The organism is Streptomyces sp. NPDC016845, from assembly GCF_044332585.1.
Classification (GTDB): Bacteria; Actinomycetota; Actinomycetes; order Streptomycetales; family Streptomycetaceae; genus Streptomyces.
The window spans coordinates 39,842-53,365 of record NZ_JBIRPI010000029.1; the positions used below are offsets into that span (position 1 = coordinate 39,842).

11 protein-coding genes and 5 pseudogenes are annotated in these 13,524 nt (G+C 68.3%); 7 read left to right on the forward strand and 9 right to left on the reverse strand.

Annotation, left to right across the window (positions count from 1 at the left end):
* Positions 1–65: 65 nt before the first annotated feature.
* Complete coding sequence (locus ACH4RC_RS37725) at positions 66–1,724, reverse strand: glycoside hydrolase 43 family protein (RefSeq protein WP_398208909.1); 1,659 nt, start codon at positions 1,722–1,724, stop codon at positions 66–68.
* Positions 1,725–2,193: 469 nt separating this feature from the next.
* Between ACH4RC_RS37725 and ACH4RC_RS37730 the strand changes: the two are divergent.
* A pseudogene (locus tag ACH4RC_RS37730) lies at positions 2,194–3,470 on the forward strand (non-reducing end alpha-L-arabinofuranosidase family hydrolase).
* On the opposite strand, the gene ACH4RC_RS37735 reads toward ACH4RC_RS37730, so the two are convergent.
* On the reverse strand, positions 3,400–4,578 hold the full coding sequence (locus tag ACH4RC_RS37735; protein WP_398208911.1) for a hypothetical protein: 1,179 nt from the start codon (positions 4,576–4,578) through the stop codon (positions 3,400–3,402). The pseudogene ACH4RC_RS37730 and the gene ACH4RC_RS37735 overlap by 71 nt on opposite strands.
* A 192-nt stretch (positions 4,579–4,770) precedes the next feature.
* On the opposite strand from ACH4RC_RS37735, the gene ACH4RC_RS37740 reads away from it, so the two are divergent.
* From ACH4RC_RS37740 to ACH4RC_RS37750, 3 genes are all read left to right on the forward strand, one after another.
* Complete coding sequence (locus ACH4RC_RS37740; protein WP_398208912.1) at positions 4,771–5,256, forward strand: SigE family RNA polymerase sigma factor; 486 nt, start codon at positions 4,771–4,773, stop codon at positions 5,254–5,256.
* Positions 5,253–6,056: a hypothetical protein gene (locus ACH4RC_RS37745; protein ID WP_398208914.1), complete on the forward strand. Its 804-nt coding sequence runs from the start codon at positions 5,253–5,255 to the stop codon at positions 6,054–6,056. The genes ACH4RC_RS37740 and ACH4RC_RS37745 overlap by 4 nt, the downstream gene beginning before the upstream one ends.
* A gap of 80 nt (positions 6,057–6,136) precedes the next feature.
* Positions 6,137–6,328 carry a hypothetical protein gene (locus ACH4RC_RS37750; protein ID WP_398208916.1) on the forward strand — a complete coding sequence of 64 codons (192 nt, stop codon included), beginning with the start codon at positions 6,137–6,139 and terminating at the stop codon, positions 6,326–6,328.
* Positions 6,329–6,376: 48 nt separating this feature from the next.
* Here ACH4RC_RS37750 and ACH4RC_RS37755 read toward each other — a convergent pair whose 3' ends face one another.
* The gene (locus ACH4RC_RS37755) at positions 6,377–6,823 is read right to left on the reverse strand and encodes a winged helix-turn-helix transcriptional regulator (RefSeq protein WP_398208918.1); all 447 of its coding nucleotides are present in this window, start codon (positions 6,821–6,823) and stop codon (positions 6,377–6,379) included.
* Positions 6,824–6,954: 131 nt separating this feature from the next.
* Between ACH4RC_RS37755 and ACH4RC_RS37760 the strand changes: the two genes are divergently transcribed.
* Positions 6,955–7,827 (forward strand): aldo/keto reductase family oxidoreductase, encoded by an 873-nt coding sequence (locus tag ACH4RC_RS37760; protein WP_398208920.1) that lies wholly within the window; start codon positions 6,955–6,957, stop codon positions 7,825–7,827.
* A 782-nt stretch (positions 7,828–8,609) separates the two neighbouring features.
* Here ACH4RC_RS37760 and ACH4RC_RS37765 read toward each other — a convergent pair.
* Positions 8,610–9,545 carry an alpha/beta hydrolase gene (locus ACH4RC_RS37765; protein WP_398208954.1) on the reverse strand — a complete coding sequence of 312 codons (936 nt, stop codon included), beginning with the start codon at positions 9,543–9,545 and terminating at the stop codon, positions 8,610–8,612.
* 87 nt (positions 9,546–9,632) lie between these two features.
* Here ACH4RC_RS37765 and ACH4RC_RS37770 point away from each other — a divergent pair, with 87 nt between their 5' ends.
* The gene (locus tag ACH4RC_RS37770) at positions 9,633–10,049 is read left to right on the forward strand and encodes a MarR family winged helix-turn-helix transcriptional regulator (RefSeq protein WP_398208955.1); all 417 of its coding nucleotides are present in this window, start codon (positions 9,633–9,635) and stop codon (positions 10,047–10,049) included.
* A 107-nt stretch (positions 10,050–10,156) separates the two neighbouring features.
* Here ACH4RC_RS37770 and ACH4RC_RS37775 read toward each other — a convergent pair.
* Positions 10,157–10,400 (reverse strand): annotated as a pseudogene (locus ACH4RC_RS37775) (IS5/IS1182 family transposase); the annotation flags it as partial.
* 150 nt (positions 10,401–10,550) lie between these two features.
* Between ACH4RC_RS37775 and ACH4RC_RS37780 the strand changes: the two are divergent.
* Positions 10,551–10,760: a hypothetical protein gene (locus ACH4RC_RS37780; RefSeq protein ID WP_398208965.1), complete on the forward strand. Its 210-nt coding sequence runs from the start codon at positions 10,551–10,553 to the stop codon at positions 10,758–10,760.
* A gap of 471 nt (positions 10,761–11,231) precedes the next feature.
* On the opposite strand, the pseudogene ACH4RC_RS37785 reads toward ACH4RC_RS37780, so the two are convergent.
* The 4 genes and pseudogenes from ACH4RC_RS37785 to ACH4RC_RS37800 all read right to left on the reverse strand — a co-directional run.
* Positions 11,232–11,420, reverse strand: a pseudogene (locus ACH4RC_RS37785) (IS630 family transposase); the annotation flags it as partial.
* Positions 11,417–11,958 (reverse strand): annotated as a pseudogene (locus ACH4RC_RS37790) (winged helix-turn-helix domain-containing protein). The pseudogenes ACH4RC_RS37785 and ACH4RC_RS37790, both read right to left, overlap by 4 nt.
* Before the next feature lie 323 nt (positions 11,959–12,281).
* Positions 12,282–13,257: pseudogene (locus tag ACH4RC_RS37795) on the reverse strand (methyltransferase domain-containing protein); the annotation flags it as partial.
* Positions 13,258–13,361: 104 nt separating this feature from the next.
* Positions 13,362–13,508 (reverse strand): hypothetical protein, encoded by a 147-nt coding sequence (locus ACH4RC_RS37800; RefSeq protein ID WP_398208921.1) that lies wholly within the window; start codon positions 13,506–13,508, stop codon positions 13,362–13,364.
* Positions 13,509–13,524 lie beyond the last annotated feature (16 nt).

Below are 13,524 nucleotides of genomic sequence, written 5' to 3' on the forward strand. Positions count from 1 at the left end.
ACGCCCGGGCAGGTCCTGACCGGCTCGCCGCCGAGCAGGTGGACCTTCCTCGGCCCTGGCCGTGATCACGGTGTTGCCAGTTCGAACCGCCTGACGTTCACCGAGCCGCCGAGGGCGCGGGTGGCGTAGTTGAACAGGGCGAACCGGTAGCCCATGAAGAACTGCCAGTCGTTCTTGAGGACGAAGGCGGTGCCGAGGGGGGTGAAGGTGACTCCGTCGGTGCTGTAGGAGAAGTGGCCTTCGCGGCCGGCGTCGGGGCGGATGTCGGCGGTGGCGCGCAGCCAGACGCGATTGCCGCGGATGGCGGTGTTCGCGATCTCCTGGCCGGTACCGGTGGTGTTCCAGTTGTCGTCCATGGTGAGGCCGCTGGTCATCACCAGCCGCTTGGTGCCGCCGTCGCGTCTGAGGCCGATCCAGGCCGAGGAGTCCCGCAGCAGGGCGAGTCCGGCTCGGTCGCCGTCCCGCATCCCCTGGTGGTCGAGGGTGATCGTGGCTGTGGAGGAGGGGCCCTGGATGCGGTGGGTGAGGGTGTTGCGGGCCGCGTAGAGGTCACCGGTGACGGTGGCGGTCCGCAGGTGCAGCCCTTTGCCGGTGGACCACTTGCTGTTGTCCGGGTTGTGGTTCCACTCCCAGCGCGGGGCGAGCCCGGGGCCGGCGAAGGTGTCGGTGAAGGGGCCGGTCAGAGGGGCCACCTGGCGGGGAGGGGGCGGCAGGGCGGGTGCCGGGTAGGTGGTTCCCCAGGCGCCGTCGACGAGTTGGACGGTGGGCCAGCCGTCCGTGGTCCAGGTGACCGGCGCGAGGGCGGGCATGCGGCCGCCGGGGTAGGCGTCGACGAAGGCCATGTAGTACCAGTCGCCGTTCTGGGTCCGGACGAGGCCGCCCTGGTGGGGGACGCCGCCGCCGGGGATCGGGCCGGGCAGGTCGAGCAGCAGCTGCCGCATCTCGTACGGGCCGTAGGGGCCGCTGGTGGATCTCAGGACGTACTGGCCGTTGGCCGGGCGGGTGACGAAGATGTAGTAATTTCCGTCGATCTTGTAGAAGCGGGAGCCCTCCAGGACGCCGACGTCCGCCGGTGTGGTGAAGACCGGCTGGTCGCGGACCTCGGTCCGGGCGTCCGGGGAGAGCTGGGCCACGCTGATGGTGGTGTTGCCGTGGGCGACGTACAGGGTGTCGTCGTCATCGATCAGCAGGCCGGCGTCGTAGTAGGCGTTGTCCAGGGTGGTGTGCCTGGTCCAGGGTCCCTCGGCGGCCGGGGCGGTGTAGATGTACGTCTTGGCGAAGTCGATCTGGCCCAGCCAGTAGAACGTGCGATCGCTGGGCCGGTAGTTCAGCGAGGACGCCCAGATCCCTCTGACGTAGCCGCGGGCGCCGTCGAGGTCGTACTTCGCCCCGAAGTCCAGCACGGGCACCGAGTGGCCGGCGAACTCCCAGTCGACCAGGTTGTAGGAGCGCAGGACGGGTGCTCCCGGGGAGTAGTGCATGGTCGAGGCGGAGCAGTAGTAGGTGTCGCCGACGCGGATGATGTCGATGTCCGCGAAGTCCTGCCAGATGACGGGGTTGGCGTAGGCGGCGGGAGCGAGCGCGGCACTCCGGGGCGCGGTCGGCGCGGACGCGGCATGGGCTCGCGAGGCGGCGCCGGGGACGGCCGTCCCCGCGATCAGACCGGCCGCTGCGGCCAGTGCCTGCCTGCGACTGTGACTGTGCATGGTGTTGGTCCAGGACATGCCAAATCAGCGCTCCCTGCTGGGCTTGACGTGACGGCTCGGTCGGTGTTGCGCCGAGGTGCGGACGGGCTCGGGCGGGGCATCTCGGCGCTGAAGACGGATTCCGGTTTTCGGCGGGCGGCTCACTCGCTTACGACGTTCGAAATATCGGATGCTGGTCGACTCTTCGGCAAGCACGGACTATAGACGTCCGCAGAAGGCCGTCAACACCCTTCGTACTGCGATATCCATGAACGACCGTTGCATCGGTTGCCGATTCGACGACTTCCAGCGACATGCCTTGACGCGCCTGTCGGTCCTACCTAGAGTCCCACCGCAGCATTCCAGGCACTTTCCGAAACATGCGGACGATCGATTCCGTTGATGCCGGCCGAGAACCCGCGTCACGGCTCCGCCAGGCGCTCGCGTCCGCCGCCTCGCTCCTGCTTCCCGCAGCACCGTCGTGCCCATCGAGCCGTAGAAGTCTGCCGTGCCCGCACATCGTTGGCGTGCCGCTCTGGTCGCCGTCCTTCTGCCCTTCGGCGGCCTGACCGCCGCCTCCGCCAGCGCTGCGGACGACCGTGCCGACGGCACCTGGACCCGTGCGGCCGCTCTGCCGTCGAGCTTCACATGGTCCTCCAGCGGACCGCTGATCAGCGCGAAGTCCAACGCCACGCACGACATCGCCGCGGTCAAGGACCCCTCGGCGGTGCGCTACGAGGGCCAGTGGCTGGTGTTCGCCACCACCGCGCGGAAGAGCGGTGGCTGGAGCCTGATGAACACGAGCTTCAAGGACTGGTCACAGGCCAGATCGGCTCGGGCTACCGGGCTGCTCCGCAGGTCTTCTACTTCAACCCGCAGAAGAAGTGGTACCTCGTCCTCCAGACGGGCCTGCCGTCCTTCTCCACGACCGACGACCCGACCAGGCCCGGCTCCTGGCCCGCTCCGCGCAACTTCCAGGGCGAGATGCCGGACATCATCCGCGACCATATCGGCGACGGCTACTGGGACGACTTCTGGGTCACCTGCGACCACGCCAAGTGCTACCTGTTCTCCTCCGACGACAACGGCCATCTCTACCGCTCGGAGACCACGGTCGGCGAGTCCCCGGGCGGCTTCCGCAACACCCGGATCGCCCTGCATAACGACAAGTTCGGCCTGTTCGAGGCCAGTAACGTCTACAAGGTCAAGAGCAAGAACCAGTACGTGCTGCTGGTGGAGGCCATCGGCTCGGACGGCCGTGGCGAACAGATCGCCCAGACGTACCGGGACGCCACCGACGGCGCGAACAGCCGGGCCCGCCGCCTGGAACAGCTGGATCTTGCCGCGCATGCGCTGCGGATCAGAACAGGCTCCGGTGCCCACCAGCCGCTGGGCCGCTTCCTGTTGACGGCGGCGCCTTACGCACTGGCCGCGGCCGCATCGATCGCGGTGGCGAGACTGTGGGACACCCGGTCCGCCGCACCCGCCGCACCCGCCGCACCCGCCGCCGCGCCACGGCCTAGCCTGCCACGACCGGCGGTGCGCCACGTTGGCCGGCCGCGCGTGTGCGCGACGAGACTGGAACCGTATGGTCGGCGATACGGCTCCAGTCGGGTCACGGGCAGACACGGCTCCAGGGGCCGCAGGACTGGGAGCGGGGTCCGGTGCCGGTGTCAGTTCCCGCCGGTCAGCAGTCAGTTCCGCCGGTCAGCAGTCAGTTCCCGCCGGTCAGCAGTATCGGGCTGGGCAGGCCCGTCGCCTCCTCCGCGTATCCGACGGCGGTGACGCCCCGCGCGGTCCAGGCCACCCCGCTCAGGTGCCGGCCGGCGTCCGCGCCGCCCGACGGCACGGGCAGTCTCGACCACCGGCCGTCACGCAGCCGCATCACATACGGTGTGCGGTCCGGCTGTTCCCCAACGACCGCCACTCCCGACGGTGCGAGAGTCAGGTCGTTCACCCGGCCGGCGTCGGCGGGCGCCGGCACCTGCTTCCAGGAGCGGCCGTTCCAGTGCGCCAGCAGCGCGTGCCCGGTGTCCTCGTCGTCGTTCAGCTTCCGGCCCGCCGCCCAGATGTCGTTGGCACCGCGGGCCTCCAGGTCGATGAGTTCGCCGTTGACCCCGTCGTACGGAACGGGCACGCGCGACCAGGAGCGGCCGTCGTAGTGCAGCATCACGGGCTGGTCCTCGGAGGTGTAGCCGGAGACCCACACGTCGTCGTCGGCGAGGGCGGTGACGGAATTCGTCCACAGGGAGGTGGCGTCGGGGACCGGCACGATGTGCCACGCCTCGCCGTCCCAGTGCTGGACCAGCGCCTCCGCGTGCGTCTCCTGGATCGTCCCCCCGGGCTTGTCCGGATCGGGTACCTCGCTGTCGACGACGATGAGCCAGCCGACCGCCCACACGTCGTCCGCGGCCCGCGCCGACACGTCAAGGAACCCGGCCCCCGAAAGCCGCTTGCCCTCCGGCGCCGGCGCGTCGATCACCTGCCACGCCGTGCCGTCCCAGTGCTGGGTGAGGAAGGCACCACGTTCCTCCTCGTACAGTCCGACCGCCCATGCGTCGTCCTGCGACACGGCGCTGATACCGCTGATCTGGTTGGAGCGGTCGGCGAACGCCGGCATCGGTATCCGCCGCCAGTTTTTCTCGCTGTCGTCGCGGGCGAGCAGCAGCGGCGTCCTGGGTTGGACCTTGCCTTCCTGGCTGACCTGCACTCCGTAGGCCCAGGTCGTGTCGGCGTCCACGCGCGTGACACCGGTCAGCGCGGCGTCCCCCACAGCTGACAGGTCCGCGGCGGTCCACCGGGCGTCGGCGTGCGCCGTGCCGGCCGACAGGGCGATGGCGGTGACGGCCAGTGTCGCGACGGCCGTTCTCCTGCGTACGTGTATTGCACTCATGCTGAACGCTCCTGGTGCGTATGCGGTTTCAACCCTTCACCCCCTTCAGTGCGGTGGGAGCAGCGCGGCGTTGCGCTTGTCGGCAACTTTTCTTCGCGTCAATCGCCTCGCCGGTACTGCAACGCGCAGCACGGTCCACCGCACTTAAGAGGGAGACGGTCCGCACCGGCGGACCGGGAAAGGAGGGGCGGGATGGAGCGCGGTGAGCAAGCGCTGCACGATTTCGTCCGCGACAGACGCCTGGCACTCTTCCGCAGCGCCTATCTGATGTGCGGCAACCGCGACGAGGCGGAGGATCTGGTGCAGACCACGCTGGTCAAGGTGGTCCTCGGCTGGCGGCGCCTGCAGCGCCTCGACAACGTCGAGGCCTACGCCCGTAAGACGCTGTTCCACACGTTCATCGCGGGCAAGCGCCGCTTCTGGCGGCGCGAACACGCCTACGGGGAGATGCCCGAGCAGATCGCTCCCGAGTCCGACTCGGAAACCGGGATGCTTGTGCGGTCCGCGCTGGCCCGCATCACACCACGTCAGCGGGCCGTCCTGGTGCTGCGCTACTGGGAGGACCAGAGCGTCGAAGCGACCGCCGCACTGCTCGGAATGCGCGAGAACACGGTCAAGAGCCACACAGCCCGCGGCCTTGCGGCCCTCCGTGCCGAAGTGGGGAAGGAATTCGCATGAACGACGCAAGGACCGATGAGGTACGCGACCTGCTCGCGCGCGCCGCCGAGCAGGCCGGCCACCCCTCGCTCGACACGGCCGCGGTGTTCGCCAAAGCCTCCAGGGTGCGCCGCAGGCACTGCCTGGTGCTCGCCGGTGCCGCGCTGGCCGCGGTAGCCGGCGGCCTGGTCACCGTGGCCGGTATGACCCCCGGCAAAACGGAGCGGCCCCCTGCCGCGGCCTCCTCCCCAGCCCGCACGGAGCTGACCGGCGGCTCCGGACGCGAGCAGAAGCTTGCCGGGCTGCTGCCCGCCGAAACGGGGAAGATCGAGGAAGTCTCCCTGCCCATGCTGGTGAAGGACGCGGACCTGGCGAGCTCCACCAGCGATGACAGCGGCGGCGCGCTGGACGGCAGCTACGCCGTCCGCCGCGACGGCGGCGTCGGCTACCTCCGGATCACCCTGCGCGACCGGGCACAGTTGGAAGCCAAAACGCCCGACCGACACCCCCTGACCGAAGACCTCTGCGCCCAGACCGAGACTCCTCGCGCCGAGTGCGTACGCGAAAAGCTGTCCGAAAACAGGGTGCTGACGATCTGGCGGCAGCCGCGGGAACACAACGACAGTGCCACCTTGGCGTGGGGAGAGGAGCTCACCGGCCAACTCGCCCTTCCCGACGGCCGGGTCCTGTTCATCCACGACAGCACCGGGTTCCGCGGCCACGGACAACTCGGCCCCCTCCTCCGCACCCCGCCCCTGACCCGTACACAGCTCCGCACCCTGATACTGCAAGCGGAACTGGTGACAGCAAACCCGGTGTAGCCCTGGCAGATCGGGATCAGGGCGATGTGCAACTGACGGCTCCAGGCGGGATCGAGGACGGGCGAGTTGCGTTCCGGGCCTTGGCCATCGCGTACGCCGGTCCGCCGGCGCCGGCGCTGCCGGCGATCGTGGTGCTCGTCGCGGTGGCGGGCGTCGCGGACGTGCTCGGAGTGGCCGGCTGGGAGTCGGGCGCCGCGGGGGTCGAGGTCGCCGGGGCGGGCTCGTCCTCGGCGCGCAGCGCGCCCGGGTCACCAGAGGCTCTTCGCAGTTGAGGGTGCAGGCCGAGAATGTAGAGCTGTGGGACGGTTGGAGGTGAGTCGTCAGGGGGTGCGAGCGTCGTAGTTCTCGCGGTTTGCGAGGACCTCGGCCATGTGTGTCTGCGCCCAGTTTCTGAGCCCGCGGGTCATGTGGTGGAGCGAGAGGCCGAGGTCGGTCAGCTCGTAGGAGACGGTGACAGGGACGGTTGGCTTCACGGTACGGGTGAGCAGACCATCGTGCTCCAGCGACCGTAGCGTCTGGGTCAGCATCTTCTGGCTGACCCCGGCCAGAAGACGAGAGATCTCGGAGTAACGCATCGCCTTCGGAGCGTCTGCGTGTGCTGCACCGGGCTGGCCAGGGCTGTTGTCGCCGCCCAGCGCACACAGGATCAGGACGACCCACTTGTCCGAGATCCGGTCGAGCAGTTGCCGGCTGGGGCACCCTGCCAGGAACGCGTTGTACTCCACCTTGGCCTGAGCCCTCTTCTGGGCCGCCTTCGTCGTCGTCACTGATCGCACCTCTCACCAATGGGTGGGTTACGCACTTTCAAGTGCCTACTTCCCCAGAGAAAGTTTCTCTCCAATGCTGATGCAGGGAGGCAACAGGCGCCACCCCCAAGTGCACGACGAAAGGCAACAAAATGAGCACACCCTTCCTCTCTCTTCCCGGCGGCACCTGGACTCTGGGTGACCTGACCGTCACCCGGTTCGGCTACGGCGCCATGCAACTGGCCGGCCCGAGGGTCATGGGGCCGCCCGCCGATCGCGAGGGTGCCCTGGCCGTGCTGCGTGAAGCGGTCGCCCTCGGTATCACACACATCGACACCAGCGACGCCTACGGGCCGCGCGTCACCAACGAGTTGATCCGCGAGGCACTGCACCCCTATCCCGAGTCGCTGCACATCGTGACCAAGGTGGGCGCGACCCGCGACGAAGAGGGCGGCTGGCCCACAGCCCGCCGACCCGAAGATCTGCGCCGCCAGGTCCACGACAACCTCAAGTCCCTCCGCCTCGACGTACTCGACCTGGTCAACCTCCGACTCGGCAACGCCGAAGGTCCCCAGCCCGGCTCGCTCGCCGAGGCGTTCGAGACGCTCGTCGAACTCAAGGAGCAGGGCCTGATCCGCCACCTCGGGATCAGCAACGCCACCGAGGAGCAGGTCACCGAGGCGCAGAGCATCGCGCCGATCGTGTGCGTGCAGAACATGTACAACCTCGCCCACCGCCACGACGACAAGCTCATCGACCGGCTCGCAACCGACGGCGTCGCGTACGTGCCCTTCTTCCCCCTCGGGGGCTTCACCCCGCTTCAGTCCTCGGCGCTCTCGGCGGTCGCCGCTCGACTGGAGGCGACACAGATGTCCGTCGCACTGGCCTGGCTGCTGCAGCGATCACCGAACATCCTGCTCATCCCCGGCACGTCATCGACGGCACACCTGCGCCAGAACATCGCCGGCGCGGGACTCTCCCTCTCTCATGAGGACTTGACCGAGCTGGACGACATCAGCCGCTGAATGCCCCAGAGCTGACCGCCTCACAAGTCACGACCAAAGCCACAGGCTTTCAAGGCTTGGCTCGCCGAACGGGCAGCCCGTCCGGTGTGGTCCAGCGCCCTGCGTAGCAGCTCATGGGGTTTGGCGGCGACCTGCCCGTACGTTTAGCGCGTTGTGGCTAACCGGACTTTGTTCGAGGTGTGCGGCGCGGGTGGTCACCTGAACGGAGGTTCGGGTGCGGTCGCGGGCATGAGAGAACGGGCCCCTTGGTAGTGACGCGGTTACGACACCAGCACGGCCAAGGAAGCCGGGGGTCATCTGGCGGCGCGAGACTGTCCGCGTCCAATGCGTTCCGCCGCGCCTCGACCGCGCAGCGGCTCGACATCGCCACGGCCGCTGCACGTTCTCTGGGGCTCTCAGCTGTGGCGTTAGTGAGTGGTTCACGTTGGTGCAGCTCAGCGCTATTGATCGAGAGTCTAGCGACTGCGACAGGTGTAGTGCTGTAGCCCGAAGGGGCTGTTGGGCGGCCATCTCGTTGACGGGGCTGCCGCGGAGCCCGGGTGGCACTGCGGGGCCGTGTGTGTCGCGGGAGTGTTCCACTTCGTTTGCCATAAGACGATCTTGGAGGCCCTCAGCATGGACCATGCGTCGAGAACGACACGCGCGCCACCAAGCGCTTACCGGCCCCATGCACACAAGCGGCGTCCGAGCCCCGAAGCTCGGACGCCGCTGAAGACTGCTGCTTGACAGACCGGCCCGCTATATCAGTGCGGTGACCGCAGAGGCTGGCAGGTTCGGGTGCCTTACAGGTTGTTCGCATAGAAGCTGGTGAGTCGTTCGACGGCGGCGTCGACGTATGCGGGTTCGTCGTACATCTCGTAGTGGCCGGCGCCGTCGATCACCATGGCGTCGACGGGGTTGGGGGCCAGCTTCCACAGCTGCATGCCCATGTCGTAGGAGCCGGTGTTGCCGATGCGTCCGGCGAGGATGACCTGCAGAGGCTGGGTCATGAGCTGATCGGCCAGGTGGAAGGCGTCATAGCCCAGCAGGAGGGAGTCGCCGCGCAGGAGGCGCCGGTTCGTGGAGTGTTCGTTACCGCCGCGTTCGGTGCGGTAGTAGGTGACGGCCTGAGTGGTGTCGATGTCGGTCAGGCCCGCTGCCGCGGCGTCCTCGAGGGTGTCGGGCAGCCAGTTCACGCGGGTCGTCTCGCCGGAGCGGGCCTCCTCGGTCCGTGCGTCCGCGAGGGCGTCGACTGCTGCGGCCGGACCGTCGGGGGAGAAGCTGCGGAACGCGTTGCCGATGTTGACGGGGACGACCGTACCGACCGCCCTGATGCGGTGGTCCGTGCGGGCAGTGTGCACGGCGTAGCCGCCACCGGCGCAGATGCCGAGGACGCCGATGCGCTGCGGGTCGATGCCGGGGGTCGTGGTGAGCGCGTCGATGGCGTAGGAGATGTCCTCGCCTCGGCGGTAGGGGTCTTCGAGGTCGCGGGGCTCGCCCTCGCTCTGGCCCTGGTGGGCGGGGTCGAGGACAAGGGCGGCGATGCCGTGGGCGGCGAGACGGGAGGCGTAGTTGGCGCCGATCTGCTCCTTGACGCTGCTGCCGGGGGTGGAGAGCACCACGGCGGGCAGCGGTGCGCTGCTGTCGGCGTTGTCGGGCAGGTGGAGGTCCGCGGCGAGGTCGATGGGACCGCGCGGGATGGTGAGGTGCTGGATCACGCCTGGCTTCCTTCGTGAGATTGTTGTTCCATAGGAGCCCAGTACAAAGAAATATTTTGTACGATCTGAAACTAGTACGAAACTGTACCACCTGGAACGGAGGATCGCGTGTCGATCGACGGGGCGCAGCTGTGGACGCTGAACCAGCGGCTGCTGGCAGTCGTGATGGATGCCTGCACGGAGGAGCTGGCCGAACTGGGGTTGGAGACGAAGGAGTTCTTCGTCCTGGCCGAGGTGGAGGCATCGCCGTACCCGGCCGAGATCGCGACCGCGCTGCTGCTGCCCAAGGCGAGCGTGACGGTCTACGTCCGCAACCTCGTCGCCAAGGGCTTCATCTGCCGCGAGATCGACGAGGCGGATCTGCGGCGTCACCGGCTCGTGCTGACCGACGAGGGCACGAAAGCGCGCGATCGAGCACTTGCAGCCCTCGCGGCGGAGTATGACCGCAGGCTGGCGAGGGTCACCCCCCAGGACCGCGTCGAGCTGCAACGCATCCTCAAAGCGATGCTCGCCTCACCAGCGTGAGCCGGTATGCGCGAGTGATCGTGGCAAGGAGAGGACGCTGTCCTTGGAACCGGTCAGTCCCGGACCGGTTCGCGGGGTGCCGGCTGCCCGTTCCTGCGGGAGCTTCGGCGGGTGATGCGTCTGGTCATGATGGTGATCGCCGCCCAAGTGATCAGTGATTCCGAGTGCTGGATGAGCCGTTCGTAGTCGCGTGCGTGTCGGTGGGCGTGCGTGATCCGGGCGAGGGGGCGTTCGACGACCCAGCGGCAGGACGACGAACCCGCTGGCGTCCTTTGGCCGACTGCCTGTCTTCAGAGTCAGGCCCAGCCGGGACTTCGACCAGGTCACGAGCTGTTCGGCGTAGGCGGAGTCGTCATCCCGTCGACCGCGACCGGGCAGCCCACGCGGCAGCAGCCGCGGGATTTTTTTGCACCCATCCGATTCACCCGGATCATCCAGAACATTCCATTCGAGGCAATGGCCATTGCCTCCCGACATGCCCTTTGGCAGCAACGACTCGCAATGGGCGAGAGAACCGGCGGACGCCACCGGGCCGCCACCACGGCCATGGCCCTGCGCGCCGTCATTGCCGGGGACGTCGAGCAGGCCGCCGCGTACGGACTGGGCGACGCCGCCCGGCCGTTCGCCGGCCGCGCTCTGGCCGTCGAACTGGTCCACCGCGACCTCGACAAGGACGTCGTCGACCGGCGCCAGCATGAAACCCACCGGTGACTGAGGAGACCGTCAGGTGCTGCCGGTAGCGGTGTAGCGGGTGAGATCGACACCGGCTGCGCGGGCTTCAATGAGCCGGGTGGACACCAGGCCAGGGGAGACAGACAACTCCCGCGCGATCTCGTAGCCCGTGAGCCCTGCCGGTGCAGCTCGATGATCTGATCCCGACGCTGGCGGGAGCGACCCTCGTACACGGCACGTTCCTCGGCCCCCATGCTGCGCACGGTTCACGGTGACACCCCGAACCGGTCCGCGAGCTCACGGGCCGACACGGTGCGCCGCTCACGCCTGGGTTCCTGCGTCACGATGTCCCCTTCATGTAGTCGAGCATGGCTGCGGTGCGCGACGTAGCGGCCTTCGACAGATCGCCGATGGCTTCCGGCAACGCAGTGACGAAGGGCCACCAGCTGTGCTTCGATCGACGCCCACGCCCGGACAGGGCGGCGGACGTGGGTCGCGGTAGTCGCTTCAGGTGAAGCTGCGCCGGCCGCCGCGTTTGTGGTCCACGTGTCGTTTGGGCCTGTAGATCAGCCGGGAACGCTCGCCGGGTTTGTAGCAGGTCAGGGCTGCGATGGAGAAGCGGCGCCGGGAACGTCCTCGCACCCGGATCACCGGTGTGTGTCCGCGTCGGGCCCAGGCGCGGGAGGTGGGCGGCGTCATCGAGAACCCGGCCTCGTCTTCGAAGACGATGTAGGCCCCGAGCGCCGCCTCGGTGCTTCCACCTGCAGCCGCGTGTCCTTCACCCAGCCGGCGACCTTCTCCTCTTCGCGCTCCACGGCCCGCCGGGCGGGGACCTGATGGCTGAATCCGTGGCTGCGGTGCATCTGCAGGATGCTCGACAGCGCGAGAGACTTGTGGAACTGGCGGCCGATCAGCGTCCTGATCCTCGCCAGAGTCCAGGTCTGGTCCGGCCAGCCGTGCGCGACCGGCCGCCTGGCCAGCTCCTGCTCCAGCACCGCGAACAGGGCCTCGCTCAGCTTGGGACGTGCCGCCGCCCCCCCCGCGAGTGCAGTGCCTGCGTGCCGCCGTGCTGCCAGGCCCGGCGCCATCGCTACACCGATCGCACACACATCCGCAGTTGCTTCGCCACCACCGTGTTGTCTTGGCCAGCAGCGAACATCCCGACCGCCTTCATACGGACGCGCTCGCGAAATGCCCGCCGCTCGTCGGTCAGACCACCGCCTTGCGGATACCTCATGCTTCGGGCATACCGCAACGATCATCACACGTCAGCCCCCAACGAGACCAAGCCCGAAAGCTCAGTAGCTGTCACGTTGCCGCGAGGAGATCACGGACCAGTGAGCGTGATGGTTCCAACCTTTTGAGGAGATGCACGGCTTCGCGCCCGAGGGCTCGCGTCGCCGATGAGCACGATCGTCGTGCCGCCGGTGACCACACCCAGAAGTCTGAATCGATCAGATGCATGCCGAGAATGCCGCCGTCACGACCACGGCGCCGTTTCCCGAAGCTCATGTGCACCCAGATTATGGGGGCTCCGAGAGCGACGGTTCCAAGGCAGATTACTGCGCGGCGTACGTGCTCGTCGAGGTATGCCTCGGGCCGGTGCCAGTGGGCTTCGAAGAAGCGTCGGCGCAGTCCCAGGGTTGAGTACCGGCTCCGCATGGTCCTCGATCGCGTGGGTCAGGTCGGCCAGTGAGGACCAGGTGGCGAGGATGTCGGCAAATTCGGGCAGGTAGTCGCGGGTGAGCCAGAACCGCTCGAGCCAGCCGGTCGTGCTGGCGTCGTAGGTGAACACCACCACGCGGCGGGCCACCCGTCGCATTTCGCGCAGCCCGGCGACCGGGTCCGGCCAGTGATGGACGGTGCTCACCGCCATCGCGGCGTCGAAGGACTGGTCGGGGAAGGGCAGCTGCTACGCGCTGGCGGCCACGCACGGCGCCGCATGCGCAGGACGCTGCGCCCGCATCATCGCCGACGGTTCCACTGCCGCGACCCTTCGGCCGGTGGGTTCGTAGGACCCGGTACCTGCCCCGACGTTCAGTACGGTCCGGGCGTCCCCGAGCGCTTCCCAGATCCTTGCGGCGATCCGCGGCTCGGTGCGCCGCGTCGCCGGATAAGCAGACCCGATGGTCTCGTACAGCTGGGCCCCGAACATTTTCAGTTGGTCCTCCGGTGTTGTCCTGATCCCCATAATTCTTGACTCCAGTTCCTTGTCGATGGCTGCCACCATGGCGCCTGTGCGGTGGCGCTGTTCCCGGAGCAGGCCGCGCAGCCGGCGCAGGTGCGCGACGGCGTCGGTGGCCGGGTCGTCCACCAGGGCCGTGATCTCGCGCAGTCCGAATCCCAGGCGCCGGTAGACGAGTACCTCTCGCAGCCGCTCCACGTCGCTGGCCGAGTAGGCCCGGCATCCGGCCGCGGTCCGCGCGGACGGCTTCACGAGGCTGATCTCGTCGTAGTGGTGCAGTGTGCGGACGCCCACGCCGGCCAGCTCGGCCACACGTCCCACGGTCAGGTGTTCCTCCACGTCCCTGACCATGCGGTATGACGCCGCGTGAGGGTCGAGCACTCCACTCCTCGCACTGTGCCTGGCTCCCTGCCATGGCAACCAGCTGCTTCGGGCTGCGCCGAGCGGTCGTGGTGCTACTCGGTGCGCAGTGCGGTGGCCGTTCGGGTCCTGGCCGCCCAGCCCGCCGGGAGCAGCGCACCCAGCACGGCGAGCACCACTCCACCAAGTCCGGGCAGGAGCAGGCGAATGGGCCCATACACGTCGAGCACCGAGGACGGCATGGTGGTGCATCGGGCC